The 26,650-nt window shown below is 62.7% G+C and carries 25 protein-coding genes; 17 read left to right on the top strand and 8 right to left on the bottom strand.

Annotation, left to right across the window (positions count from 1 at the left end):
- Positions 1-60: 60 nt before the first annotated feature.
- Entirely contained in the window at positions 61-6,279 is a 6,219-nt protein-coding gene (locus ACZ9A3_RS10845; RefSeq protein ID WP_476252567.1) for a hypothetical protein, read from the bottom strand.
- 291 nt (positions 6,280-6,570) lie between these two features.
- Here ACZ9A3_RS10845 and ACZ9A3_RS10850 point away from each other — a divergent pair, with 291 nt between their 5' ends.
- From ACZ9A3_RS10850 to ACZ9A3_RS10890, 9 genes are all read left to right on the top strand, one after another.
- Entirely contained in the window at positions 6,571-6,852 is a 282-nt protein-coding gene (locus ACZ9A3_RS10850; RefSeq protein ID WP_045201958.1) for a peptidylprolyl isomerase, read from the top strand.
- Positions 6,853-6,945: 93 nt separating this feature from the next.
- A complete protein-coding gene (locus tag ACZ9A3_RS10855; RefSeq protein ID WP_476252568.1) occupies positions 6,946-8,799 on the top strand; it encodes an extracellular solute-binding protein in 1,854 nt (617 codons plus the stop codon).
- Positions 8,796-9,854: a microcin C ABC transporter permease YejB gene (locus ACZ9A3_RS10860; protein WP_476252569.1), complete on the top strand. Its 1,059-nt coding sequence runs from the start codon at positions 8,796-8,798 to the stop codon at positions 9,852-9,854. Before ACZ9A3_RS10855 ends, ACZ9A3_RS10860 begins: the two co-directional genes overlap by 4 nt.
- Positions 9,854-10,876 (top strand): ABC transporter permease, encoded by a 1,023-nt coding sequence (locus ACZ9A3_RS10865; RefSeq protein WP_093382701.1) that lies wholly within the window; start codon positions 9,854-9,856, stop codon positions 10,874-10,876. Before ACZ9A3_RS10860 ends, ACZ9A3_RS10865 begins: the two co-directional genes overlap by 1 nt.
- Positions 10,877-10,905: 29 nt before the next feature.
- Positions 10,906-12,297 (top strand): sigma-54 interaction domain-containing protein, encoded by a 1,392-nt coding sequence (locus ACZ9A3_RS10870; protein WP_476252570.1) that lies wholly within the window; start codon positions 10,906-10,908, stop codon positions 12,295-12,297.
- Between the two features lie 233 nt (positions 12,298-12,530).
- Positions 12,531-13,922 (top strand): GntP family permease, encoded by a 1,392-nt coding sequence (locus ACZ9A3_RS10875; protein ID WP_045201951.1) that lies wholly within the window; start codon positions 12,531-12,533, stop codon positions 13,920-13,922.
- A gap of 10 nt (positions 13,923-13,932) precedes the next feature.
- Positions 13,933-14,703, top strand: coding sequence for a 3-hydroxybutyrate dehydrogenase (hbdH, locus tag ACZ9A3_RS10880; RefSeq protein WP_476252571.1), 771 nt, complete (start codon positions 13,933-13,935; stop codon positions 14,701-14,703).
- Positions 14,704-14,760: 57 nt separating this feature from the next.
- A complete protein-coding gene (gene eco, locus ACZ9A3_RS10885) occupies positions 14,761-15,240 on the top strand; it encodes a serine protease inhibitor ecotin (protein ID WP_093382690.1) in 480 nt (159 codons plus the stop codon).
- 182 nt (positions 15,241-15,422) lie between these two features.
- The gene (locus ACZ9A3_RS10890) at positions 15,423-15,698 is read left to right on the top strand and encodes a peptidylprolyl isomerase (protein WP_007932676.1); all 276 of its coding nucleotides are present in this window, start codon (positions 15,423-15,425) and stop codon (positions 15,696-15,698) included.
- Here ACZ9A3_RS10890 and ACZ9A3_RS10895 read toward each other — a convergent pair.
- Positions 15,695-15,955: a DUF1652 domain-containing protein gene (locus ACZ9A3_RS10895; RefSeq protein WP_476252572.1), complete on the bottom strand. Its 261-nt coding sequence runs from the start codon at positions 15,953-15,955 to the stop codon at positions 15,695-15,697. The two genes, ACZ9A3_RS10890 and ACZ9A3_RS10895, sit on opposite strands and share 4 nt — an antisense overlap.
- Before the next feature lie 276 nt (positions 15,956-16,231).
- On the opposite strand from ACZ9A3_RS10895, the gene ACZ9A3_RS10900 reads away from it, so the two are divergent.
- Positions 16,232-18,577 (top strand): autotransporter family protein, encoded by a 2,346-nt coding sequence (locus ACZ9A3_RS10900; RefSeq protein WP_476252573.1) that lies wholly within the window; start codon positions 16,232-16,234, stop codon positions 18,575-18,577.
- On the opposite strand, the gene ACZ9A3_RS10905 is transcribed toward ACZ9A3_RS10900, so the two are convergent.
- Entirely contained in the window at positions 18,574-19,200 is a 627-nt protein-coding gene (locus tag ACZ9A3_RS10905; protein ID WP_476252574.1) for a LysE family translocator, read from the bottom strand. The two genes, ACZ9A3_RS10900 and ACZ9A3_RS10905, sit on opposite strands and share 4 nt — an antisense overlap.
- 305 nt (positions 19,201-19,505) lie before the next feature.
- Here ACZ9A3_RS10905 and ACZ9A3_RS10910 point away from each other — a divergent pair, with 305 nt between their 5' ends.
- The 3 genes from ACZ9A3_RS10910 to ACZ9A3_RS10920 all read left to right on the top strand — a co-directional run bounded on the left by ACZ9A3_RS10910 (position 19,506) and on the right by ACZ9A3_RS10920 (position 21,860).
- Entirely contained in the window at positions 19,506-20,237 is a 732-nt protein-coding gene (locus ACZ9A3_RS10910; RefSeq protein WP_476252575.1) for a hypothetical protein, read from the top strand.
- A gap of 107 nt (positions 20,238-20,344) precedes the next feature.
- Positions 20,345-21,154, top strand: coding sequence for an AraC family transcriptional regulator (locus ACZ9A3_RS10915; RefSeq protein WP_476252576.1), 810 nt, complete (start codon positions 20,345-20,347; stop codon positions 21,152-21,154).
- A gap of 79 nt (positions 21,155-21,233) precedes the next feature.
- Positions 21,234-21,860, top strand: a complete 627-nt coding sequence (locus ACZ9A3_RS10920; protein WP_093382674.1) for a LysE family translocator — start codon at positions 21,234-21,236, stop codon at positions 21,858-21,860.
- Here ACZ9A3_RS10920 and ACZ9A3_RS10925 read toward each other — a convergent pair.
- Positions 21,838-22,533 carry a metallophosphoesterase gene (locus ACZ9A3_RS10925; RefSeq protein WP_249744349.1) on the bottom strand — a complete coding sequence of 232 codons (696 nt, stop codon included), beginning with the start codon at positions 22,531-22,533 and terminating at the stop codon, positions 21,838-21,840. The genes ACZ9A3_RS10920 and ACZ9A3_RS10925 overlap by 23 nt on opposite strands.
- Positions 22,534-22,618: 85 nt before the next feature.
- Between ACZ9A3_RS10925 and ACZ9A3_RS10930 the strand changes: the two genes are divergently transcribed.
- The 4 genes from ACZ9A3_RS10930 to ACZ9A3_RS10945 all read left to right on the top strand — a co-directional run bounded on the left by ACZ9A3_RS10930 (position 22,619) and on the right by ACZ9A3_RS10945 (position 24,244).
- Positions 22,619-23,140: a DUF3016 domain-containing protein gene (locus ACZ9A3_RS10930; protein ID WP_258593484.1), complete on the top strand. Its 522-nt coding sequence runs from the start codon at positions 22,619-22,621 to the stop codon at positions 23,138-23,140.
- A gap of 63 nt (positions 23,141-23,203) precedes the next feature.
- Positions 23,204-23,542, top strand: coding sequence for a hypothetical protein (locus ACZ9A3_RS10935; RefSeq protein ID WP_195884134.1), 339 nt, complete (start codon positions 23,204-23,206; stop codon positions 23,540-23,542).
- Between the two features lie 15 nt (positions 23,543-23,557).
- Positions 23,558-23,884 carry a DUF2388 domain-containing protein gene (locus ACZ9A3_RS10940; protein ID WP_045201922.1) on the top strand — a complete coding sequence of 109 codons (327 nt, stop codon included), beginning with the start codon at positions 23,558-23,560 and terminating at the stop codon, positions 23,882-23,884.
- Positions 23,885-23,962: 78 nt separating this feature from the next.
- Entirely contained in the window at positions 23,963-24,244 is a 282-nt protein-coding gene (locus ACZ9A3_RS10945) for a hypothetical protein (protein WP_213601170.1), read from the top strand.
- A gap of 10 nt (positions 24,245-24,254) precedes the next feature.
- On the opposite strand, the gene ACZ9A3_RS10950 is transcribed toward ACZ9A3_RS10945, so the two are convergent.
- The 4 genes from ACZ9A3_RS10950 to ACZ9A3_RS10965 form a co-directional block, all read right to left on the bottom strand.
- On the bottom strand, positions 24,255-24,782 hold the full coding sequence (locus ACZ9A3_RS10950) for a DUF2867 domain-containing protein (RefSeq protein ID WP_093382665.1): 528 nt from the start codon (positions 24,780-24,782) through the stop codon (positions 24,255-24,257).
- Between the two features lie 12 nt (positions 24,783-24,794).
- Complete coding sequence (locus tag ACZ9A3_RS10955; RefSeq protein WP_093382662.1) at positions 24,795-25,220, bottom strand: bleomycin resistance protein; 426 nt, start codon at positions 25,218-25,220, stop codon at positions 24,795-24,797.
- A gap of 26 nt (positions 25,221-25,246) precedes the next feature.
- Entirely contained in the window at positions 25,247-25,558 is a 312-nt protein-coding gene (locus ACZ9A3_RS10960; protein WP_093382659.1) for a hypothetical protein, read from the bottom strand.
- An 83-nt stretch (positions 25,559-25,641) separates the two neighbouring features.
- Positions 25,642-26,634, bottom strand: a complete 993-nt coding sequence (locus ACZ9A3_RS10965; RefSeq protein WP_093382656.1) for a fimbrial protein — start codon at positions 26,632-26,634, stop codon at positions 25,642-25,644.
- Between the last annotated feature and the right edge of the window lie 16 nt (positions 26,635-26,650).

Below are 26,650 nucleotides of genomic sequence, written 5' to 3' on the forward strand. Positions count from 1 at the left end.
GCTGGCAAGTAAAAAAGCCGCCCCTAGCGGGCGGCCTATCAAGAACACACAAGCCTTGATTCAAGTGAATCGAATGGTTCGAGTTATCAAGGACCCCCGCACAAGGAAGCTAACGATGAGTTCGAACGTTAATACAACTGGTTCAGCTCTTGAATGAACTACGTCGATTACAACGTATCCCTCTCGCACCGAACCGACGGGGTAGTACTGCATTCTGATGGTTACGGCGGCCCCCGGATGCCCCACTACCTGCGCGCCCCCGGAAAGGGTTACCTTGCACCATTGATTGCCATCGAAGTTATGCGTCCTATAGACGATTCGGTTCACGCTTCGCCCATCGGCTCGTGCTCCCGTTGCCGCCATCGCCCAGATGTAACGGCCGCCTAAACTAAGGTAGCTAGAATTGTGTCTGAAGTTCACCTCAGTAGTCACTGGACTGCCGCCATGAGGAGAAACAACCACGCTTATGCTGTAGGCATTGGCGCCCACCCATTCACGCCACTCCCCCCGCTGGTCAAGTGTTACGTCTTTCTGTATTCCTCCATGGTCAAAGTAACCGTTGCCAACCACTCGCAAGGTCGCAACTTGCCCCGGATTGCCCGTCACCAATAATTGGTTGCCCATCGTCGTTTGTGGCGGTATCTTGAGCGAGCCTTCAGCGGTAACCATCACAGCCACCGGGCTCAGCACCCGCATCTCATAAGCAATCACCGGCGCAACGATGTCCTCCACCCTTAAATGAATACTCAGGCGCGAACGGTCAGCCAGGCCTTCAAGGGCCGAGCGCATGATCGAACGTGTGATGCCCCCGCTCACTTCATCCGCAGACACCGGATGCGCCACCAGTAGCGGCAGCATCCAGCTCCCACCGCTTTTGAGCGTGCCCCGCAGGTCGACCCATACCCGTTGATCCCGGGCAATCCCCTGCCACCTGTCAATCCGCAGGGTGGCGTTGCCGGAAAAGGCTGCCAGTTCCAGCACATTGCTGTCGCGTGCCTCGAGGATCCGCGGATCGGTCAGGCTGATCTGCACCTGCAGGATCTGATACTCACGCACCGGAAACCTGATTGCCTGTGACTCTTCGGCATCCAGACGCAGCGCTACCGCCATTTCCAGAGTTATCCGGCTTTGGTGGGCAAATGCCTGCAAATCCGTCCTGTCCAGGGTAGCGCGTACCCCCCGATTGACTTCACCCGCCGACACCTGCTGCCCTTCCCCCAGACGGATAGTCTTGGGATTACCTTGTACATCGGTGCCATGGCAACGGAACCAGTAGCGCTGGCGCTCATTGATTCCGTTCCACGTCGCCACGGTTGCCAGCGCATTGCCGGGAAAACTCAGCAAATTGAGTGTATCGCCATTGGCCTCCTCGATCCGCGGCCGCGGCGGATTGCTCAACACCGGGCCGATTCCCAGGCGCAGGTAGTCCGAATAGCGCCGACGTTGGCCCAGCTCGCTGACGTGGTAGCGGATGCGTACCTCATGCCCCAGGCTGCGTACCATGTCTCGCTCATACACGGGAAAGCCGATGTCACCGATAAACTGCACATCATAAAAATCGATGATGTTCGCCCCGGCCACCGGGCTCAGCCACTCCATGGTCACCCTTTGCTCTTCCAGCATGCCGTCGTACACCGGAGCCTCGACGTTAGCCACCACAAGGCCGACCGGGTCGAGGGTATCGTTCTCCGCCTCGGGCACGTTCGGGGTGACCAGATCGGGGGCGGTTTCACCGACCCACAGTTTCAGTACTGGCGACTCCCGTGGCTCGCTGCTGCCGTAGAACACCCAGTAGGACAACTCCAGGTACCCGCCCGACAACGCGACGATATGCTCGGGCGGCACGATAAGCGCCACCTCTTTGCCCACCCCAAGTTCAGTCACATACCAATCGCGAAAATAAGAATAGGCGTGACCGTTGGCCTGCTTGCCTTGCCAGACCAGGCGTGCCTGCTGGTTGCGGTACATGCCCACCCACGGCGGAACGATCACCTCGGCACGCGACAGGGTGTCAGGGAGGTAATCCTCCTGGCTATCGTTCACCCTCGGCGGCAGCAACTCGGCCGCCTTGCCCCGCACCCCCACGGCAGTGGTTCGCGAAGCAAACTCCTGGCCTTCGCGGGTGACCTTATAGGAGACATAGGCCAGCCCTCCCGCGATCGACTCGGCGATGCTGTTGGGCACCTCGTGGACAATGGGCCGCGGAGGCGGAATGATGCCTACCGGGTACGGGAGGGATTCATGCGGCGGGATCGCCACCACCTCTTCGGTGAATCCACGAAAGATGAACACCACCTGGTCGCCGACCCGGAAGTCGGGCCGGTCGGCAATCACCGAGACCCCCACATCGGCCCCTTGCAGTTCCCCCAGGTCGAGAAAGCCTTCCTCGTCGAGCCCGGCCACCGCCGGCCGTGGCAGCAACACCAGGCTGACCTCGACAAAGGCGTAACTGGGCAACGAGGCGCCATCGGATTCGTTGCCCACCTCGTCTTCGAGCCAGTACAGCACCAGCAGGCGTTCATCATCGCCTCCGGCCTCGATGGTGGCAAAGTCGACGAACACCGGTATGGTCTTGCCCACTTCGCCTTGCTGGACAACATGGGTGACCTTGGCCCCACCCCAGCTCAAGCTGAGAACATCACCGGCCTCCATGATGCGCCAGCGGTTGACGTACACCGTGATGCCGTCCTGGGCCATTTCCCAGTCGATCAGGCCGAAGGGCACATCTGGCGACATCAGGGCGGCATTATGAGGGCTGCCGGGGATGGGATTGGGCCCGCCGGGCAAGGTGACCTTGACCTTGACCCGCAAACGCGCCGACGCGCGCTTATTGCCGCTCAGCGGCTCGACCGTGAACCATACCTCACTGACGCCTTTGGGAATGCGGGCAGCGGGAACGTACAGGGTGACTAGTTCGTTCACCTCTTCAGGCAGTACCACCACCGGAATCGGCGTGGCCGGCACCTGTTCGTCGCCAAAATGCACATGAACCTTATCGCCAGCGGCCATTTGCAGGTACGGCTCGACCAGAACCAGCAGCCCATCGGCGTGAGCTTCCAGGGCCCGCACACCAATGCCACCATCAAGGCCTGCGGGATGATCGATGAACTCTTTCCATTGCGGGATGCGCACATGGCTGGTTTCGACGCTGGTGATCTGGTTGACACGCATGAACCAGGGGCTGCCGTCGGCGGCGACGCCGCGGGTCGCATAGCGCGAGGCCAGGCCGGTGAAGTACAGGGTCTGGCTGAAGCGGGTCCAGCTACCACCCTGGGGCAGTTGAAACGTTACTGTCACTTCTTCGGCGACGCTGTCGACCACGTCGAACTGGCAATCACCGCTCAGCGCCGTCAACGGCAGGCTGACCACCTGGCCAGGGTGGCCGACAATCCGCGCACTGCCGCTGAGCTCAACCTGCACATAGGTGGCGTTGGCAAAGCCATCGGCATCGAAACACACCCGATTGGCCGACCGGCCGTTGGCCAGCGCGCCGCTCGCCGCACGGGCGCGCACACGCTGCTGATCTTGCTGCTGGGCGTACGGGAACACATCAACGAATTTCACCGGCACGTGCTGGGCTTGTGCGCCGCCGATCTGCGCGCTGACCAGCACCGTCTCGGCGTACGGATCACCCAGCCAGGCGATAAACTCGCCCTGGGCATCGAGAGTGAAGTCCAGTTGCTGGCTGTCGTTGTCGAACTGCGCCGAGCCATTGACGCTGAGACTGCCTTGCGCGCCGGGCCGGCCGGCCAGGGTCACCGCGCAGGTCTGGGTGGGCAGCGTCCAGTCCGCCGGCAAGACCGAGCTGGCCAGGCCGGCATCGGAGATGCCTATGTGCAATTGCCCCTGGCGCACGGTGTAGCTGCGCACCGGACACTCTAGCGCCGCAGCGCCACCGTAGCTGACGCTCAGGTGCAGCGACAACAGGCTGCCATCCTCCAGCGGTTCGAGAAAATCGCGCGGCAACGCCACGCTCAATTCCGCCACCTGCTCGACCGGGCTGTCCTCCCACAGCGCGAGCGTGGCGGTGGCGCTGCGCACTTCCAGCCACACCCGCTGGCCCACGGCCATAAACGGCCAGGCTCTGACGCTGACCTGGGCATCGCCTTCGAACAGGTCCAGGTCCAGCTCGTTGCCGATCGCCTCATCGATCCTCGGGTGCGCCAAGTCGTGATCATTCGGCACGCCGATTTGCACCGCCTGCCTGGGCGATTCGATCGCCGCCAGCTCGTTGCGCAGCACTTCATAATAAAACTGCACCGGGCCGTTGAAGTTCGCCGCCACCGCAGCCGCCGGCACGCTGATGGTGATGCTGCCGCTGTCACTGCCCGCACGCTCCGGGAGGGTGGGAGTGCCGGCGCCCGCCGATCCTTTCCAGTACAGGACGATGCGATCGCTTTCACGCATGCCCGGGTAGCTGATCAGCACCTGGGCGCCATGCAGACCGAGCATCGGGTCGTAACTGCCGTCCTGGGCGCCAATCAGCAGCGGCCGCTCAGGCACCGGCGCCACCGAGCGCAACGCCAGCGCCCGCGCTTGGGACTGTCGCGGCCGCCCGCCCAGCGCCGGCTCGACCACGTAGCTCATCATCACCGTGCTGCCCACCCCGGCCTGGGCGATGGCCTGGGGCACGCGAAAGCTGGGTGCGGCGCCACTGCTGTCGACAAGCTTGGCTTCGCTGTAGCTATGCTGCGGATCCTCACCTTGCCAGGTAAAGGTGACCTTGTCCCCGGCGCGCTTGCTCGGGTAGTTGATGTTCACCTGCACCCCGAACGGGTAAAAATACGGGTCGAGCTCATTGACCGGGTCGTCCAGCTCCGGCGCCGGCAGCAAGCCGGCAGCACTGATGCGCAGCTCCCGCACCGCCGATTGGCGAAAACCGACGCTGCGCGTGCTCAGCATGCGCACCTGGTAGAACACCCTGACCGAGCCCGACTCCAGCAGGTTGATGTGCGCCTTGTCGACACTGAACGCCATCTCATCGTCACCTGCCGCCTCGTTATGGGAGACTGCCCGGCTGACCTGGTACAACGTCGGCCGGCCATCACTTTGAGTCCCCTGCCATACCACGGTCACCTGGTGGCCTTGTGTGCGCCCCTGGTACTTGGGGATCATTACCGTGGCCCGGGCAACATCATAGGCCAGCACACCCTCCGGCGCCTGATGGACCCGAGGCACGTTCAGCGCCTTGGGCTGACCTACAAAACCGATGCTCAGGCGCTGCGACTGCTGCTGGCCGCCAGCATTCACCAGCGTGTAGCCCACCACCGCCAGACCACTGGCCAGGGCCCAGGCTTTGTCATTGGGAATGGTGAACGTCAGGGTCTGCGGCAAGGTCCCGCGGATGGTCTGGTCCAGCTCGGTTACGGTCGGCACGCCCGAGTCGATGTAACCGGTAAAGCGCAGCCTGACCGTGTCACCGGTAGCGAATGCCGGCGCGCTGGCCTGCACATGAATCTGCAAGTCGTCGCTGCCCAGCACCTCGAGGTTGATATAGCCCTCGTTATCGAGCCCCGTGACCGAAACGGCCGGCAACTGCGCATGACCGGTGTCGACCACCACCGATACATGCGGCGCCCAGGTCTGGCTGGTGTTGTGGACAATATCGTGCACTTCCCAGGTCACCACCAGGTTGGGGCTGTCACCGGCCTGGAGGATGACGCTGCCGGGCACAGTGAACACCACCGGCTGGTTGAGGTCTGCCTCGACCAGGGTATAACTCAGCATGACCCCGCCCCAGCTCAGGCGGATCACGTCGCCGACCGCGCGGTTCTCATAGAAGTAGACCTGCACCTGAACGCCGTTTTCCAGGTGTTCGGCGGTCACCGGGTTGACACCGACATCCGCCGCCACCAGGCCCTGGTGCCCAGGCTCGGAACCGCCCGGGCGGTCCAGCTTGACCAGGATCGCGAGATCGCGGGAAGGCCCATACTCCACATTGTTGCGGCTGAAGGCATAGCGCACTGTATGTGCACCCGGGGTAAACCGCTCGCTCGGCAGGAACAGGGTCAGCGGCCGGCCGAGGTCGTATCCCTCAAGCACCAGCGGCGCAACGACCGGCGTGCTGTCGGCATCCATGTACACCCGCAACTCATCACCGGCGACCACATCAACGAACGGCGGCACGGTCGCCAGTACGCCACGCGGATCGATGCTCAGAGTATACAGGTTGACACCCGCGTCATGGCCGCTGACCGGTGCTACCGCAGCGAACAGGGACAAGACGGGCAGTTCGCTGGTGGTGGTTGCGTCGACGGTATCGCTTTGCAATTCATTCATGGCAGACATGCCTCGGTGCAGGGGAAACGCGTTGTGGCCCCGCATGCTTACCGCCATGAATAAGGGCCGACCTGGGTAAAGTCGACCCTTATTCAATACCTCGTTATCGAGGCCAACAACTGACAAAAATACTAGGTGGCGGGTTCAAGCCCCATGAAATTTGTCCAGCTATACAGCGCGAAGTGCTCGTAATCCAGGCAGCAGCAAATTCACCGACCCTTGCTCGATGCCAACTATCAGCCACCCCGCATTTACGTTAGGCTTTACGTTTTACCCCAAGGAGCCACTCCCATGGCCAAAGCCACTGCCCGTCACATCCTGGTTGCCACCGAAGACAAGTGCAACGAACTCAAAGCCCAGATCGAAGCCGGCGCCGATTTCGCCGAAGTCGCCAAAGCCAACTCCACCTGCCCATCGAGCCGCCAGGGCGGCGACCTGGGCTCGTTCGGTCCGGGCCAGATGGTCAAGGAGTTCGACACCGTGGTGTTCAGCGCGCCGGTCAACACCGTGCAAGGCCCGGTGAAGACCCAGTTCGGTTATCACCTGCTGGAAGTGACCAGCCGTCAGGACTGATCGCTACTCTGCAAGCCGGCCTCCAGGGCCGGTTTGCTCGCGCAAGTGACCTGCTAAGCTTCAGCCACAGTCGTGGTTCAGGTGGTCAGGCGCTTGCGAATTGCTCCCTTCCCCTTCTTGTTGTTCGTCTTCGGCCTGGCCCTTGCCTGGTCATGCGCTGCCACGCCAGCGCCGGTCCACGCCCTGACGGTATACGGCGAAGCACCGCGCTATCCGTCCAGCTTCCAGCACTTGCGCTACGCCAACCCCGATGCGCCCAAAGGCGGTAGCCTGCGCCGCTCGGCCATCGAAATCGGCCAGTTCGACCACATCATTCCCTACATCGACAAGGGCATCGGCGTTGCCGAGGTCGATGGCTGGCTGTATTCGCCGCTGGCGGTGCGCTCCCAGGATGAACCCTATACGGTGTACGGGCTGGTGGCGCAAAAGCTTGAGCGTGATCCGCAGGGGCTGTGGCTGCGCTTCTATCTTGACCCGCGTGCGCGCTTTGCCGATGGCCAGCCGATCCGCGCCGAGGATGTGCGCTACACCTTCGCGCTGTTGATGCGCGCCGGCAGTCTCAAGTACCGCACCCAGTTCGCCGATGTCTCTGAGGTAAAGGTCGAGAACCCGCGGCAGATCATCTTTTACTTCAAGAACAACCAGAACCGCACCTTGCCTCTGGACCTGGCAACCCTGCCGGTGCTGCCCGAACACTGGTGGAAAGACCGCGATTTCGCCAATGGCGCAGGCTTCGAGGCGCCGCTGGGCAGCGGCCCGTACAGCGTCGGGCGGGTCGACAACGGCCGCAGCATCACCTTCGAGCGTAACAAGAGCTGGTGGGGGCGCGACCTGCCGGTCAACCGTGGCCGTTACAACTTCGACCAGGTGCGCATCGAGTACTTTGGCGACACCGAAGTGGCGCGCCAGGTGCTGCGCGGCGGCGGCTTCGACTACAACCGCGAGTTCTCTGCCACCGCCTATACCCTCGGTTACGCCAGCCCGGCGCTGGACGATGGCCGCCTGCAGCGCGCGCACCTGGCCAAGGACGCCCCGCAAACCGCCCAGGGCTTTGTCTTCAACCTGCGACGCCCGGTGTTCAAGGACCGCCGGGTGCGCCAGGCGCTGGGCCTGCTGTGGGACTTCGAGTGGAGCAACCGGCAGATGATGCGCAACCTGTACATTCGCCAGCAGAGCTTTTTCGCCAATACCGAACTGGCCGCGCGCAACCTGCCCGACGCCCAGGAGCTCAAGCTGCTGGAGCCGTTGCGTGGGCAGGTACCCGACGAGGTCTTCAGCCAGGTGTTCGAAGCGCCGCGCAGCGACGGCTCGGGGCTGATCCGCGACCAGCAGCTACAAGCCCTCGAACTGCTCGAAGCGGCAGGCTGGCAGCCGCGCGGTGATCAACTGGTCAATGCCCAGGGTGAACCGCTGAGCTTTACCTTCCTCAACGGCCAGGCCGGTTTCGAACGTCTGCTGCTGCCGTGGAAGCGCAACCTGGCGCAAATCGGCATCACCCTGGAGATCCGCCGCATCGACGCCTCGCAATACGTCAACCGGCTGATGGCCCGCGACTACGACCTGATCGTCACCGGCTACCCGGTGTCGCCGTCGCCGGGGCTTGAGCTGTACAACTATTTTGGTTCGGCGGCGGCCAGCGACCCCGGCTCGAACAACTACATGGTGCTCCAGGACCCGGCCGTGGACCGCTTGCTCGACGGCCTGGTCAAGGCCGAAACCAAGGCCGACATGCTGCGCCATGCCCATGCCCTGGACCGTGTGCTGAGCTGGAACTACTACTGGATTCCCAACTATTACCCACCCGGCTCATCTACCGTGTGGTGGAACCGCTTCGGCCTGCCCAAGGTGCAGCCGAGCAACGACGAAGGCCTGGACAGCTGGTGGCAAGTCAGCCCGACACCGCTGACCAACGCGCAGATGGCCGAGCGCCTGGGGAGCCGGCCATGATCGGCTACATTCTGCGCCGTCTGCTGCTGATCATCCCGACCTTGCTGATTATCCTGCTGGTCAATTTCGTCATCGTCCAGGCTGCCCCCGGCGGCCCGGTGGAACAAGCGGTAGCGCGCCTGCAGGGGATCGGCGGCGGTGCGCCGGGGGCCAGCAGCGAAACCCTGCACGCAAGCTCCAGGGCCAGCCGTGGCCTGGACCCCAAGCTGCTGGAAGACATCAAGCGCCAGTACGGTTTCGACAAGTCGGCGCCCGAGCGCCTGTGGCTGATGCTCAGCCAGTACGCCCGGCTGGACTTCGGCTCAAGCTTTTTTCGCGGCGCCAAGGTCACCGACCTGATCCTTGAGAAGATGCCGGTGACCCTGTCGCTGGGTTTCTGGGCCACACTGATCACCTACTTGGTGTCGATCCCGTTGGGGATCCGCAAGGCGGTGCGCCACGGCACCGCGTTCGATGCCTGGAGCAGCAGCCTGATCGTCATTGGCTACGCCCTGCCCTCGTTCCTGTTCGCCCTGCTGCTGATCGTGCTGTTTGCCGGCGGCACCTCGCTGAACTGGTCTCCGGTGCGCGGGCTGGTCTCGGAAGACTTCGACCGGCTCAGCCTGTTGGGCAAGATCGCTGATTACTTCTGGCACCTGGTGCTGCCGGTGGGCGCGCTGGTGATCGGCGGCTTTGCCACCCTGACCCTGCTGACCAAGAATGCCTTTCTCAACGAGATCACCCGCCAGTACGTGATCACCGCCCGGGCCAAGGGCCTGAGCGAGCAGCGGGTGCTGTACGGGCATGTGTTTCGCAACGCCATCCTGCTGGTGGTGGCCGGCATTCCCCAGGCGTTGATCAGCGTGTTCTTTGCCGGCTCGCTGCTGATCGAGGTGATCTTCTCCCTCGACGGCCTGGGGCGCATGAGCTACGAGGCGGCGGTGGCGCGGGATTATCCGGTGGTGTTCGGCTCGCTGTTCATCTTCACCCTGTTCGGCCTGCTGGTGCGCCTGATCGGCGACCTGTGCTACACCCTGGTCGATCCACGCATCGACTTTGCCACGAGGGCGCACTGATGTTCAGCCTGTCGCCGGTATCGCGCAGGCGCCTGCAGCGCTTTCGGCGCAATCGCCGCGGCTGGGTTTCGCTGTGGCTGTTTGCCTTGTTGCTGCTGGTGAGCCTGGGCGCGGAGCTGGTGGCCAACGACAAGCCATTGCTGTTGAGCTATCAAGACCAGCTGTATTACCCGGCATTCAAACGTTACAGCGAGCAGCAGTTTGGCGGCCAGCTGCCATTCCAGCCGGACTACCGCAGCCAGTACGTACGCCAGCTGATCGAGGGCCAGGGCGGCTGGATGCTGTTTGCACCGGTGCCGTTCAGCGCCGACACCCCGAACTACGATTTGCTGGTGCCCGCCCCCAGCCCGCCGTCGGCGGTCAACTGGCTGGGTACCGACGACCAGGCCCGTGATGTATTGGCGCGGGTGCTGTATGGCACTCGGGTGTCGATTCTGTTTGCCCTGGCGCTGACGCTGATCAGCACCCTGATCGGCATCGCCGCCGGCGCCTTGCAGGGCTACCACGGTGGTTGGGTCGACCTGATCGGCCAGCGCTTGCTGGAGGTCTGGTCGGGGCTGCCAGTGTTGTACCTGCTGATCATCCTCAGCGGCTTTGTCGAGCCGAACTTCTGGTGGTTGCTGGGGATCATGGCGCTGTTTTCCTGGCTGGCGCTGGTGGACGTGGTGCGCGCCGAGTTCCTGCGTGGACGCAACCTCGAATACGTGCTGGCCGCCCGTGCCCTGGGCCTGCCTGACCGCTGGGTGATCCTGCGGCACATTTTGCCCAACGCCATGAACGCCACCCTGACCTACCTGCCGTTTATTCTCACCGGCGCCATCACCACCCTCACCGCCCTGGATTTTCTCGGCTTCGGCATGCCCGCCGGCAGCGCTTCGCTGGGCGAGCTGGTGACCCAGGGCAAGCAGCATTTGCAGGCACCGTGGCTGGGCTTTACCGCGTTCTTTGCCCTGGCATTGATATTGTCGCTGTTGGTGTTCATTGGCGATGCCTTGCGCGAAGCCTTCGATCCACGGGCATAATCGCAGCCTTTAGCCCGGCGGAGCGGCCCATGCAGGACAGTGACAGCCTCAAGGACTACCAGCAGGTGCGCCTGCTGGCGATTCGTTCGCTGTTCGAGATCATCGAGCAGTCCAGCGAAGGCACGATCATCGTCGACCGCGATGCGCGCATTGTCTGGATGAACCAGCGCTATGCCCGGCGCTTCGGTCTTGAAGACGCCAGCAGCGCCATCGGCCAGCCGTGCGAGAGCATTATTCCCGGCAGCCTGATGCGCGAGGTGCTGAGCAATGGCCGGCCGATCCTGCTGGACATGCTCGACACCCCCAAGGAGCCGCTGGTGGTCATGCGCCTGCCGGTGCACGACGCCGCCGGCACGCTGATCGGCGCTATCGGTTTTGCCCTGTTCGACGAGCTGCGCAGCCTCTCGCCGCTGCTCAAGCGCTACGCCAGCATGCAGCAGGAACTGGCCTCGACCCGTTCGTTGCTGCGCGCCCGCCAGGCCAAGTACAGCTTCGCTCAGTTCATCGGCACCAGCGCCCCCAGCCTTGAAGTCAAGCGCCGCGCCCGGCGTGGCGCCAGCAGTGACTCACCGGTGTTGCTGCTGGGCGAAACCGGCACCGGCAAGGAGCTGCTGGCCCATGCCATTCATGCCGCCTCGCCGCGGGCGCACAAGGCGTTTGTCAGCATCAACAGCGCCGCAATCCCGGAGACGCTGCTCGAAGCCGAGTTCTTCGGCACCGCCCCGGGCGCCTTTACCGGCGCCGAGCGCAAGGGCCGCCCGGGCAAACTGCAGATTGCCGAGGGTGGCACGCTGTTTCTCGATGAAATCGGTGACATGCCCTTGCCGCTGCAAAGCAAGCTGCTGCGCGTCTTGCAAGAGAAGGAATACGAGCCGGTCGGCTCCAACCAGATGATCCACAGCGATGTGCGGATCATTGCCGCCACCTCCACCGACCTGCAGGCGGCCATGGCCCGTGGCGAGTTTCGTGCCGACCTGTACTACCGCTTGAACGTGCTGCCGATCCAGGTGCCGCCGCTGCGTGAACGCCTGGAGGATTTGCCAGCGTTGAGCGAGGCGATTCTTGAAGAGCTGGCCAGCCAGCACGAGCTGGACGATGAGGCCCAGGCGCTGCTGGCCCGGCATGCCTGGCCGGGCAATATCCGCGAGCTGCGCAATGTGCTGGAACGGGCGACCTTGCTGGCCGATCAAGCGCGCCTGGGGCTGGGCGATGTTCAGGCGGCGCTGGGCGACCTGGCGCCGCTGCCGGTTGAAGCCGCCACGTTGAGCTATAAACAGGCGTGCGCCGATTTTGAGCGGCAGTTACTCGAAAACACCCTGGCGCGCTGTGCCGGGAATGTACCGGAAGCGGCGCGGCAGCTGGGGTTGGGACGCTCGACGCTGTACAAGAAACTGGTGGCGCTGGGGATCAAGTCTCAATAAAGAGATATGTGTTTCTTTTTTGAGATTGTTATCGCGGGGCAAGCCCGCTCCCACCGGGAAGATGTCCGACGGCAGGAGCGGGCTTGCCCCGCGAACCGTTCAATCTCAATTCAGAGACTTTCATCTCAAAAAAACAAACTATATCTATATAAATCAACAGCTTAAAGAGTTGGCACGATTCCCGCTATCGCCTCCTAACCAACAAAAACAAGATGCACCCAAGGAGACACTCGATGAGTGTGATCATCGCCCTGGCAGCCCTGGCGCTGCTGATGCTGGCTGCCTACCGTGGTTATAGCGTTATCCTCTTCGCCCCCATCGCCGCCCTCGGCGCGGTGCTGTTGACCGACCCTTCGGCAGTCGCCCCGGCCTTTACCGGGGTGTTCATGGAAAAAATGGTCGGTTTTATCAAGCTGTACTTTCCGGTGTTCTTGCTCGGTGCGGTGTTCGGCAAGCTGATCGAGCTGTCGGGTTTTTCGCGCTCGATCGTCGCCGCCGCCATCCGCCTGCTTGGCACCCGCCAGGCCATGCTGGTGATCGTGCTGGTCTGCGCCCTGCTCACCTACGGCGGCGTGTCGCTGTTTGTGGTGGTGTTTGCGGTGTACCCGTTTGCCGCCGAGATGTTCCGCCAGAGCAACATCCCCAAGCGCCTGATCCCGGCAACCATTGCCCTGGGCGCGTTTTCGTTCACCATGGATGCGCTGCCCGGCACCCCGCAGATCCAGAACATCATCCCCAGTACCTTCTTCAACACCACCGCCTGGGCCGCGCCCTGGCTGGGCCTGATCGGTACGCTGTTCGTGTTCTGCACCGGCATGCTCTACCTGCAGCGCCAGCGCAACAAGGCCCAGCGCGCCGGTGAAGGCTACGGCAGCGAGCTGCGCAACGAGCCGGAAACCGCCGCCGACCTCAAGCTGCCCAACCCGCTGCTGGCACTGTCGCCACTGCTGCTGGTAGGGGTGATGAACCTGCTGTTCACCCACTGGATTCCGGCCTGGTACGGCAAGACCCACACCTTGAGCCTGGCGGGCATGAGCGCGCCGGTGCAAACCGACATCGCCAAACTCACGGCGATCTGGGCGGTGGAAGCGGCCTTGCTGCTGGGCATCCTGCTGGTGCTGGTGGCAGGCTTTGGCGCGATCAAGAGCCGCCTGGCCGAGGGCAGCAAAAGCGCGGTCAGCGGCGCCTTGCTGGCGGCGATGAACACCGCGTCCGAATATGGCTTTGGTGCGGTGATTGCCTCGCTGCCGGGCTTTCTGGTGCTGGCCGACGCGCTCAAGGCGATCCCCAATCCGCTGGTCAATGAAGCGATTACCGTGACCTTGCTGGCCGGTATCACCGGCTCCGCGTCCGGTGGTATGAGCATCGCCCTGGCAGCGATGTCCGACAGCTTCATCGCCGCCGCCAATGCGGCCAACATCCCCCTTGAAGTGCTTCACCGGGTCGCGGCCATGGCCAGCGGCGGCATGGACACCCTGCCGCACAACGGCGCGGTAATTACCCTGCTGGCGGTCACCGGCCTGACCCACCGCGAGGCCTACAAGGATATTTTCGGCATTACCCTGATCAAGACCCTGGCAGTGTTCGTGGTGATTGCTACGTTCTATGCCACCGGTATCGTCTAAGGAGCACCTCATGAGTCTCAATGGCAAGACAGCAGTCGTCACCGGCTCCACCAGCGGCATCGGCCTGGGCATTGCCCAGGTACTGGCCAAGGCCGGGGCCAATTTGATCCTCAATGGCTTTGGCGATGCCCGCGCGGCGACTGCCGAAGTCGCCCGCCACGGCACCCGGGCCGGCCATCACCCAGCCGACCTTAGCGATGTGGCGCAGATCGAAGACCTGTTCGCCTATGCGGAACGCGAGTTCGGCGGCGTCGATATCCTCGTCAACAATGCCGGCATCCAGCATGTGGCAGCGGTCGAAGACTTCCCGGTGGAACGCTGGGATTCGATCATCGCCGTCAACCTCTCGGCAGTGTTCCACGGCACCCGCCTGGTGCTGCCGGGCATGCGTGCGCGCAACTGGGGACGGATCGTCAACATCGCCTCGGTGCACGGCCAGGTCGGCTCCACCGGCAAGGCCGCTTATGTCGCCGCCAAGCACGGGGTGGTCGGCCTGACCAAGGTGGTCGGGCTGGAAACCGCCACCAGCAACATCACCTGCAACGCCATTTGCCCCGGCTGGGTACTGACGCCGCTGGTGCAGAAACAGATCGATGATCGCACCGCCAGCGGAGTCGATCCGCAGCAGGCCCAGCACGACTTGCTGGCCGAGAAGCAGCCGTCGTTGGCCTTTGTCACTCCCGAACACCTGGGTGAGCTGGTATTGTTCCTCTGTAGCGAGGCTGGCAGTCAGGTTCGTGGCGCTGCCTGGAACATCGATGGCGGCTGGCTGGCCCAATGACGGGCAGCCTTGCACCCTGGCTGCGGCATCGTGTTTTTTTATCTGCAAGGAGGCCATATGCGCCCACGCTCCCTCACCGCGTTGTTCACCCTGACCCTGGCGGCCGCTACTTCGGTACAAGCTGCCAGCCTCAAGGATGTAGCGCCCTACCCCGAGGCCGAAAAAGGCTTTAGCCGCCAGGTGATCCACCTGCCAAAACAGGCTGACGAGTCGGCCTACAAACTCGAAGTGCTGGCTGGCAAACAGCTGGAAGTCGACTGCAACCGCCAGCACCTGGGCGGCAACCTCGAAGAACAAACCCTGCAAGGCTGGGGCTACAACTACTACCGCCTGGAAAAAGTCTCGGGCCCGGCCTCGACCCTGATGGCCTGCCCGGACGGCAAGAAGAAACAGGCGTTCGTGCCGGTGGTTGGCGACGGTTTCCTGCTGCGCTACAACAGCAAGCTGCCGGTGGTGGTGTATGTGCCGGAAGGTGTTGAAGTGCGCTACCGCGTGTGGTCGGCTTCGAACAAAGTGAAAAAAGCTACAGTGGAATAAAGCGCTGCTGCTTGAATAACAGCCCTGTGGGAGCGGCGGTGCGGTGCAAACAGGTACTGTATGCCTTTCGCCGGCACCGACGCCCTGGCCACCCCCGAAGCCCTCGAGCAATTTCGCGACCGCCAAGGGCTGCGCGATCAGGCATAATGCGCGGTTTTTACCCGTTGCGAAGGTAGGTTCAGATGAAAGCACAGGCCCGGCACATTCTGGTCAAGACCGCTGAAGAGGCCGAACAGCTCAAGCAACGAATCGCCAAGGGCGAGGCGTTCGATGTGCTGGCCAAGAAGTACTCCACCTGCCCGTCCGGCAAGCGCGGTGGCGACCTGGGCGAAGTGCGCCCGGGGCAGATGGTCGGCGCCATCGACCAGGTGATTTTCAAAAAGCCACTGCGCACCGTGCACGGCCCGATCAAGAGCAAGTTCGGCTATCACCTGGTGCAGGTGTTCTACCGCGATTAAAGGCTGTCGCGACGCCGTTGCAAGCGTTGACTGCGCTGGTCTTCAAGGTCATTGCGCAGGCCGACGATCAGGTTGGAAATCGCCCGGCTGCTGGTCAGTTGCTCGGCACTGATGCCGGTCACCAGCAAGTCGACCCGCTCACAGCTGCGGTCGAACACCCGCACGGTCAGCGAGCGGTCGGCAGCCTGGGTGCATTGGCAGCGGGTGGGTAAAAAACTGCTTTCTATAATGTTGCGCAACTCCAGGGTCGAGAGCATCGGTACATCTCCTTGGCAGGTGGCGGACAGCGGTTCCGTGTTGCCCGGTCCAGCCCCAAGACTAGGCCATATTTCCCAGGCGAATCAGACCCTTTCACTATAAGCACCTGGCGCTTTTACCGACCGGCGGACGGTAGCGGCCATTCGCCACCTAGCATTTTTGTCAGTTGCCGATATTGCGGATTGCTCTATACCTGCAAAGCAAGACCCGTCCGGTACTAACAAGGTGGCTGGACAGCCAGTGGGCCAATGCCTGGAAGATATGGAGCCTGCCTGATGCGAATTTCGCTTATCGCGGTACTCAGCGCCCTACCTTTTGCTGCCCTGGCCCAGAACCTGGTGGTCGGGCCCGGCGATACCCTCGGTGTGGTCGTGCAGACACCCTTGGTCGATGACTTCCTGATGACCGGCGGCACCCTGCAATCCCTTGCCCAGGGCGATGGCCGCGATACCTTCAACATGTCACTGGGGCAGATCATCGGTGCCTTCGAAGACGGCGACATCGCATTCTTCTCTGGCGGCAGCATCGGCCGGGTCGACATGAAGCTGGACAACAACATTTTCAGCATGTCCGGCGGCACCATCGTCGGCAACCTGGTTACCGGCTTTGGCAATGACCAGATCTTCCTCAACGCCGGGTTCATCGGCGGCAACATCAGCACCAGTGGCGGCACCGATGTCTTCGTGATTACCGGCGGCACGCTGCAAGGCAACCTGCTGGCGAGCTTTGGCAATGACTCGCTCAAATGGCAAGGCGGCATCATTCGCGGCAGCGTCGACATGGGCGGTGACGATGATGTAGCCGCGCTCGAAGGCCTGGGCAGCACGCTGCTGAACATCACCGTCAACGGTGGGGCCGGCATCGACAGCCTGACCTTCAACAACAGCCAGCCGGTGGGGGGCGACCGTTATATCAATTGGGAGTCGGTCAGCCTGATCAACGCCAGCCTGTTCAAACTGGATAACACCCTGACCCTGGGCGATGCCAGTGCCGTTGCCGCGCCCACCCGCCTTGACATCGACGCCAGCAGTTCGCTGGTCTCGCGTACCGGGGTGATCAGCCCCTTCACCGCTGGCCAGCCGCTGACGGTTAACAACAGCGGGCTAATCGACCTGAGCAGCGGCGGCGATGCCCAAGGGCGGTTGACCATCAACGGCAACTACACCGGCAACGGCGGCACCCTCAAGCTCAACAGCGTACTGGCCGGCGATGGTGCGCCGTCTGATCGGCTGGTGGTCAGCAGGGGGACGATCTCCGGTAGCACCAACTTGCAAATCACCAACTTCGGCGGCGCCGGTGCGGTGACCAGCCAGAATGGCATCCAGGTAGTTGAAGCCATCAACGGAGCGACCAGCAGCAACACCGCCTTCGTCCAGACCCAGGTGTTGTCGGCCGGGGCGTTTGACTATCGCCTGTTCAAAGGCGGGGTGACTGCTGATAGCGTGAACAGCTGGTACCTGCGTTCCACCGTCGTGGTGCCCACCCCGTTGCCGGAGCCAGTTACACCTGTTGAACCCGGTACGCCGGTTGACCCCGGAACACCGGTTGATCCTGGTACGCCAGTCGATCCCGGTACACCGGTTGTGGTGATCCCGCCCCCAACCCCTGGCCCTGCTCCCGGCCAGCCTGACTTGCCGCCAGCGCCGGCGCCCGGCGTCAGTATCCCGCTGTACCGCCCGGAAGTTGCCGTCTATGCCGCCGCGCCCCGGGCTGCGGCATTGATTGCCCGCGCGGCGCTGGGCACCTTTCACCAACGTCAGGGCGACCAGAGCCTGCTGAACCAGGAGGGCGCGTTATCGGCCAGTTGGGGCCAGGCCTATGGCGACAGTTTCCATCAAAGCTGGTCAGGCACCGTCAGCCCAAGCCTGGACGGCAGCCTGTACGGCTTCAAGGTCGGCCAGGACCTGTGGGCCTGGCTCAACGATGACGGCCTGCGCCAGCATGTCGGCGTGTATGTCGGGCACAGCCGCCTGCACGGCGATGTCAAAGGCTTCGCCCTGGGCTTTGAAGACAACAAGGTCGGCGACTTGAAACTCGACAGCGACAGCGTCGGCGCCTACTGGACCCTGATCGGCGCGCAGCAATGGTATGTCGATGCCGTGGTGCAGTACTCCGACCTCGACGGCCGGGCCAAATCCGATCGCGGCGACAAGCTCGACCTCAACGGTCACGCCTGGACAGCTTCACTGGAGGCCGGTTACCCGTTCCCCCTGTCGCCACGCTGGACTATCGAGCCACAAGCGCAACTCATCGCCCAGAAAGTCTCGCTCGACAGCGCCAACGACAGCGTCGCCCACGTCAGCTTTGACGCCCAGACCGAGCTCACCGGGCGCCTGGGCGTGCGCCTGGAAGGCAACTTCAAACCCGCTGCCATGCCCTTGCAACCCTACCTGCAGGTCGATATCTGGCACGGCGATGGTGGCCGCGACACCCTGACCTTCGACGACCTCGACAAGGTCAAGACCGACTACCGATACACCTCCATGGACATCGGTACCGGCCTGGTCGCGCAGATCAACCCGAACTTTAGCGTGCATGCCGGCATCGACTACACCACCCACCTCGACGCCCAGCAACAGGAGGGGGTCGGCGCCAACCTTGGCATACGCTTGAGCTATTAAGCCCGCCGCGCTGCCAGCAAGCCGATGCCGGCGCAACCCAGTAGCGTGGCACTGACCCGGTTGAACAGCCGGCGTGGCCCAGGCTGGCTGAACCAGCGCTGCAGGTAGGCACCCAGCCAGGCGTAGATGGCGATGGCCAGCCACTCCAGCAGCAGGAACAGCCCGCCCAGCCAGGCGAACTGCTCGGCCACCGGCACCGGGCTGGCGACGCTGACAAACTGCGGCAGGAAGGCGGTGAAAATCAGGATCGCCTTCGGGTTGCCCGCCGCCACCCAGAACTCCTGGTGCGCCAGGCGCAAGGCACCGCGGCGTTGGCCGTCAGCCGCCAGCGCCTCGCCCACTGGCGCGCGCCACAGCTGCCAGGCGATGTAGAACAGGTAGGCTGCGCCCAGCACCTTGACCAGCAAAAACAGGTACTCGCTGGTGTGCAGCACGACTGCCAGGCCCATGGCCGCCAGCACGATCATCCCGGCAAAGGCCAGCAACCGGCCGATGCCTGCCACACAGGCAATGCGCAGGCCGTAACGGCTGGCGTTGTTCAGTGACAGCAGGTTGTTCGGGCCAGGGGCCATGTTCAGGGCAAAACAGGCCGGGATGAACAGCGCGAGGGTGGACAGGTCCATGGGGGCTCTCCGGTGACAGGAGCGACAAGATTCCCGCGCACACAGTTGCCGGGTCAAGGTACAGCTGAGGGAAAAAACTGTGTGCCTGGCAATGCACCCTGCCCCTTTGGCAACAAGCACTTGGCTTGAGGCTAAAGCGATTCGCTTGAACCCGCGCCACCACTGATAGCAAAACAATATCAGTACTCACCTTCGGCTTGGCTATACCTCCCTCTGGCACATGAGTGCCCGGGTGCACGGAGGCTGCACACAGGAACGCAGCGCACCGTCACCTGCCCTGTCAACGCTAGGAAAAGGACATTTCCATGGAAAGCATCGGTGTACTCGCCACCCAGACCAACTGGAACGGTGGCCAACGTCTTACCCTCAATGCCGGCGATACCGCCACCTGCACCACCCTGAGCCCGGGGCAGTTGTACGGGATCTTCATCTACAACTCGGCGCAGAACCAGACCAGCGCCACGGTCAATGTGAACTGGAGCAACAGCCAGCCGCCTTGCCCGATCACCGTGCCTGGCACCACCGCCAACGCCGGCCTTGCCTCAATAGGGTTTGTCTCGGGTACGGATACCCAGACAGTCTCGGTGTCGATTGCCCCCAACAGCGGCCTGGCCCAGGTGGATATCTGGCTCGGTAGCGTCAGCATGCCGATCAACACCGCCGGCTTGAACAACCAGGCGTTGCAGGCCAATGGCGAGCTCTACCCGTTCAGCAAGTACAGCCGCTACTACGCAGTGCCACCGTCAAAATGGATGAGCCTGACGATTGCCAGCAAGATCACTCAGTTCGTCTCCTGCCAGTTCCGCGAGGAAAAGGCCGTCGTCTACGTGATCAATGAAACCTCCAACGGCTTGTTGTCGGGCCAGATCACCTCCATCGGGCCAACCGCCAAGACCGCTGGCGTCGTGACCATCCTGCCAACCAGCTTGCAGAGCATCACCAATACCCTGCAGGGCGATGGCAGCCAATGGGTGTGGATGGATGCCGATAGTGCGCAAGACTCGCAATCGGCCAGCATCTCCTTGCAGTCCATGTAATTTCGCCTGAGCTTGCGCAAACGCCCCTCCCGGCAACGTGAGGGGCGTTTGTTTTAGCCGGTGGATTGCGGATAAGCTGCAGGCTTCGCCCCTTTGAGGCCAACGTGATGCTGCGGGCAACCGGCAAAAACCCTACCCTGTTCTGGCGTGACCCGGCCCTGCCCTTTGTCGAGAGCCGCCGCGCCTGCGACAGCCGTGCCTGCTACAAGGCGCACAGCCATCCAACGTTCTCGATTGGCGCGGTCGATCAGGGCTGCAGTGTGTTCACCGGCGCAGGCAAAGGGCAAACGCGCCTGTTGCCCGGCACCCTGGTGTTCGTCCCGGCGCACTGCGTGCATGCCTGCAACCCTGAACCCGGGCTGAGCTGGAGCTACCAGATGCTCCACCTGGACGCCGGCTGGCTGCAAGCCTTGCGCCTGGAGTCGGCCCTGGCCCCGCAGGTTCAGGCAAGGCCTGCGCAGATCACCCGCAATCCTTCTACCTATGAGCGCTTTACCCGGCTCAACGACTTGCTGTTCTCCGAGGCCTGCGCCGGTGTGAAAGAGGCCGCGCTGATCGAGTTCATCGGTGATCATGATGATCAGGCGCCAGCCACCACAGCTCAGGCGCTTGACCGCAGCCTCGAACCCTTGCTCGAGCGCCTTGCCCAGGAAGACGCCAGCAACCTGTCGCTGGGCGAACTGGCGAGCAGCGCCGGCATGGGCCGTTACCAACTGATCCGGGCGTTTCGCGCCGCCACCGGCCTCACTCCCCATGCCTGGCAGTTGAACCTGCGCATCAACCGTGCCCGCCAGTGGCTGCGCAAGGGCCAGGACATGGCCGACATTGCCTACCGCCTGGGTTTTGCCGACCAGAGCCACTTCCAGCGGGTGTTCAAGGCCCATACCGGGGTGACGCCCGGCCTGTACCGCAACTGAGCGCGCAATTTTCTTCAATACAGGCGCTGCAGCCGCTACGGACAATCAGCAACCCTCTTGCTGAAGAAGTCCGAAACCGATGGAGCAGTTTTTACTCATTGCCGCCGCGCACTTTCTTGCCTTGCTGTCACCCGGCCCGGATTTTTTCCTGGTCGCACGCACCTCCATGAGCGCCGGCTGGCTGAAGGCAACCGGCGCCTGCCTGGGCATTGCCCTGGCCAATGGCGCGTTCATCGTCGCGGCCTTTGCCGGAGTGTCGGCGCTGCGCCCGGACAGCACGCTGTTTGTCCTCATCCAGTTGGCCGGTTGCGCCTATTTGCTGTACCTGGGCGTGCTGTTCCTGCGCCATGCCGGTGCCAGCGCCCTGACTCCGGTGGGCGATGCCCCTGTACTGCTAAAGAACCCGTGGTTCCAGGGCCTGGTGATGGGCTTTGTGTCGGGGATTCTCAACCCGAAGAACGCGCTGTTCTATGTCAGCCTGGCCAGCATGGTCGCGGCCAGCCAGGCCAGTGCTGGCTGGAAATGGCTGTATGGCCTGTGGATGTTCAGCGCAGTGCTGCTGTGGGATGTGCTGGTGGCCGCGGCCATTGGCAACCTGCGGGTACGCCGGCGCTTTGCCCGGCTGCTGCCCTGGCTTGAGCGGGTGTCGGGGGTGGTGCTGATGTTGCTGGCGCTGGGGGTAATCATTCACCTGGCCTGGCGTTGAGCACGGTGAGGCTGGCGAGATCGAGCAGGCTGAACTGGCCGCTGGCCCAGCCGCCGGTGTCGATATGCCAGATATTACCCAGCACCCGCACCTCACGCTGCGGGGTGTGCCCGACCACCAGCGCCCGCAGCCCCTCAACGGGCGTCTCATCGCCAGCAGCCAGGCGCTTGCGCGACCATTGGCAAACTTCCTGGACCTCGCTCGGTGGCGTGCTCACCAGCAGCTCGCGTAATTGCGACCAGTGGCGGAACGGGCAATCGGCATGCAGCAGGGCGATCAGCCCGTCTGCGGTTTCCACCTCAAGGGCCAGCGGCAGGCGCCGAAAGCGCTCGGCAAAGCGCGCCTGTTCATCGCTGTCCAGGGCCAGGAACCAGCCGCCACCGGCGGCGCGGTACTGGCTGTAGTCGAGGGTGCCGCCATCAACGTGGGTGATCGCCAAGGCTTCATGGTTGCCCTGCACCGCGTGGAACCACGGCTTGGCCAGCCACTCCAGGGCCTGCGGGCACTCAGGGCCGCGGTCGACCAGGTCGCCAACGCTGAACAGGCGGTCTACCGTCGGATCGAAGCCAATAACTGCCAGCCGCTCCTGCAGGCGTGAAAAATGCCCATGGATATCGCCCACGGCAACGTCCCGCCCGCGCCTGTTGGCTGTAAACCGCTCGATCCTGCGCACTGCCGACTCCTCTGTTTTCAATCCGTACAGGCGTACAATGAAGCCTGTGCAGCACACTGCGCAAGGCTGCACCTGGAGGTGAATCATGCGCCCTGCCCTGACCCTGGCCACCTTGAGCCTTTTGGCCTGCAACAGCCTGGCGCAACCGGCGGCCACGCCCAACGTCGAAGTCACCTTCGACAAACCCGAACACTTTCGCGACGCCAGCCTCGACAGCAACGGCTACCCACGCGGTGCCGATGCCTATGTGATGAAGGAGCTGAGCGCCTACCTGGTCAAGCTCGGCCAGCGTTACCTGGCGCCCGGCCAGAGCCTGCGCATCGACATCCGCGATATCGACCTGGCGGGCCAGTATGAACCCTGGCGGGCCAATGCCTATTCAGTGCGGATCATGCGTGACGTCACCTGGCCCAGTATCGACCTGCACTATGCCCTGTCGCAACCCGGCCAGGTTGTCAGCCAGGCCGATGCCCATGTGAGCGACAAGTTCTACCTGCAGCGCCCGGGCCGGCGCGCCGACAGCGACCGCCTGTATGCCGAAAAGGCCATGCTCCAGGAGTGGTTTCGCAAGCAGTTCAGCGTGCAGCACCAGACTTCGGGCTTTTAGCCATCAGCTGTTATGCTGGCGGTTTTCCAGCCGTCAGAGGACGGCCCGCAAGCAAGGACGCTTATGCGCAAACACTCTCGCCCGTGGGATAGCAACGACCTGGGAGTACTGGCCCTGGCCGTCGCCGCGCTGACCGGCGCCTTATGGCTGACCCTGTCGTACTGGATAGACCAGGAACGCGGCTGGGTCCGCATGCCCCGGGGTGGTCGCACGGGCTCCGGCTACATCACCTACTACGCCGACCTGCAGCCAGAAGAATTCCACCGGGCCCTGTTGTTCAACCTGTGGTTTGCCGGCGCCTTGCTGATCGCCGGCCTGCTGCTGTGCTGGGCGGTGACAAAAATGCGCCGCTATCCGTCATACAACCGTCACACAGTTTCACGCAACACCCCTCTCAAGTAACGGAGCGGCATTAACATGGACGTGGGCAAGATTGCAGCACTGCTGGTGGTGCTGGGGCTGGCAACGCCGGCCTGGGCCGGTGAACCGATCGAGAACCCGATCGAACGCAGCACCATGGTGGTGGCAATTGGCGTCAGCGTCGTTGTGGCCAGCCCGTTTATTACCACCACCGGTGCGCCGGCGCTGTTCAAGTCGGCCAAAGATGACGCCACCGCGTTCGTCGGCTCCGACGGCGCCATACGTGGCGTCGCCTTCGAACGGGCGGTGCAGGAATACCGGGCCGGCAGCGGCCCACGGCCGATGAGCGACATGCAACTGGCCCTGGCCATCGTCACCCTCTAGCGGCGCCGAACCTGACCCTGCCCAAGCGGTCCAACCCTTAGAGCCTGTTGTTGAGCAACAGTGCCGAGGAGGATCCCCATGGTCACTCACTTCAAGACCGCCGGCCACCTGGCCTGCGGACACCACGGTAAAAACCTGGTCGCCAGCAGCGAACTCAATCGGGTCAAATGCCGTAGCTGCCGCAACACCGATGCGTTCAAGACCGCACGCAAAGACCAGCGCAATGCCGCCCGACGCGCACGCAGGGCCAGCACCCAGCACGCCGCCAGCGACTGGCGCAGTGCCTGGGTCGAGCGCCTGAGCGCCCTGCCCGGTCGCCAGCGCTTGCCCCGCGGCTTTGCCGATCAGGGTTTTGTCTGAGCGCAAGCGCTTAGCTGGCGTTGACCAGGCGCCTGAGGGCAATGGGTGCGATAAAGCGGTGAAACGGCGCGACCGGCAACATGTACAAGCGGCCGAGACGATTGTGCGTGTGCACCACGGTGGACACCACGATCTCGCGGCGCTTGTCGGCGCCCAGGGGCAGGCGCAGCAACGAGATGTAAACGTCCAGGTGCTTGTCGCGATCGACCAGCAGCACTTCATCCGGGCTATTGCTGACCAGGGTGAAGATACCGATGCGCTCATCGACCCGGTAAGACCCTTCTTCGCGATCAAGGTCGATCCTCGACAAGCGCCCCAGGTCTTTCAGGCCACACAGGCGAACCAGGCGATTGCGCAGCACCATCAGGTTGTCGATCCAGCCCGGCATGCTGCTCATCAACCGCAAGAAATGGCCCAGCGCCGTGCGCTCGGCGTTTGCCACCTGCGCCCGCTGCGCATCGACGAAATCGGCGCCGGCCAGTTGCAGGTGGATGCGTGCATTACCCGGAACCGCACAGGCTTTGATGGGCTTGTTCATCGGCGTGTTTCCTTATGGGCAGGGGCGAAAGCCGAGGTCCTGGAAGAAGCGCAGCAAATAGCCATCCGGGTCCTGAATAAGGAAATTGCGCTGGCCGGCCTCACGCTCATCACTGCGGTACCAATGATCTTCCACCGCCCGCCGCAGCGGGTAACCGCCGGCCTCGAATGCGCCGGCCAGTACCGTGGCATCTTCACAGCGGATCTGCAGGTTCAGGCCTCGGCCAAAAGGCGCCTCAAGCGGGCCGACGCGCCAGGGCGATTCGCTGTGCCAGTCCTGCTCGAGCATGATCTGGCTGTTGCCCAGCGACAGGAAGGCGAACTTGTCCTCGGGGCGTTGGTACTCCAGCGCAAAGCCGCCAACCTCGCAGTAAAACCCAAGGCTGCGCTGCAGGTCGCTGACAATCAGTTCCGGCACCAGTGCGTTCATCTTGAACATCGGCATATCCATAAAGGGAAGAAAAGCTAACCACGGTGCTCGCTGCTGAGCACACGGGCATCCTGGTCGATATAAAAGCGCCAGCGGTTGCGGCATTCAACGAAGGTCACGATGGTTGCCGGTGGCTGGCTCATGGTCTCGGTGAGGGCCAGAAACGTGACCTGGTCACAGGCCGGCTGGCGGGCGATAGCGTATAGCGCCTGGCGCTGGGCGCGGCTGATGCGTTGCACGCCCTCTTCACCCCAGCGTGCGTAGGTATTGGTGTGCAATTGCGGGCTATACACCGGTAGCAACGACGCGTCGATGACCGGCGCCTGCTGCGTGCTGCAGCCGGTCATTAGTGCAAGTGCACTCCAGCTAAGATAGCGAAACACCGCTGCGCCTCCCTGGCAAAGCGCCGAGTCTACAACAGCGCTGCGGCCTACTTGTAGAAAATATCCAGGGTCGCGCCGGCATTGAACTCACCAAAAGTCGGCGTTGCGGTCATCCATTTAAGGCGTGCCAGGAAGTTATGGGTGTTGGTGGTCGAAGTGGTCTTGGGGGTGAGCAAGAACTCTTTCTTGAAAAACAACGCGCGTTGATCGTCTTCGTTGATCAGGCTGATGCCCACCGATTTGTTGTCGGTCGGGACCAGCGTGTCCTGGGCCGTGTTCAACGTCGCGGTCAACGGCTCCAGATATCCGCCCAGGCCATAGGCGGCATTGCAGGTGCGCTGTTCGGTGATGGTGAACGGCACCTCCTTGATCGTTGCTCCGACCTTGGCCCCTGAGGTACGGATCGCACCGAAATTGATGACACTCGGCTGAATGTTGATCGACGACTCGCAAGGCAGGTAGCGAAATTTGTTCAAGCCGTTGACGGTGACGTTGTAGCTCTCGCCGGGCCGCACACCGCCAACCCCGTCGAACTGGAACGCCCGGTAGTTGGCAAGTGAAGTGATCGGTCCTTCCTTGTTATCGCCTGCTGGCGACTTCTTGACGAAGAACAACGAGTAGGTCATGGCTTTGCTTTCTTTTTGCCAGCCGCACGTATCGCCTTTTGGACAGCCGGCCACAGTCCAACCGATGTCCAGCTTTCCACCGGTTAAGGATGAATACAAATAGTCTTTGCCTTGGTAAGTGACGCCGATTTCTATGTCCTTGCCAAGATCGACCCTGTTCGGGTTCATGTAAAAGTAAATATTTTCACTAGGGCTGCCCGCAAAGTCCACCCAACACTCAACCCTGATGGATTGCGTGGGTTGTCGCCAGAGAATGGTGCCGGCAGGCAACGAGTTGGGAATGGCGGTGGTATCGGTAATGGTGGTCGTATCATTGATTAGCGCCGAAGCGCTCTTCTGGCATTTCAACGCATAGCTGTCAGGAATGCTCAGAAAAAACAAAACACCAATAAAAAGTAACTGTCTGCTCAACATGGCAACGCCTTCCGGA

The organism is Pseudomonas sp. TE4620 (genome assembly GCF_056279045.1).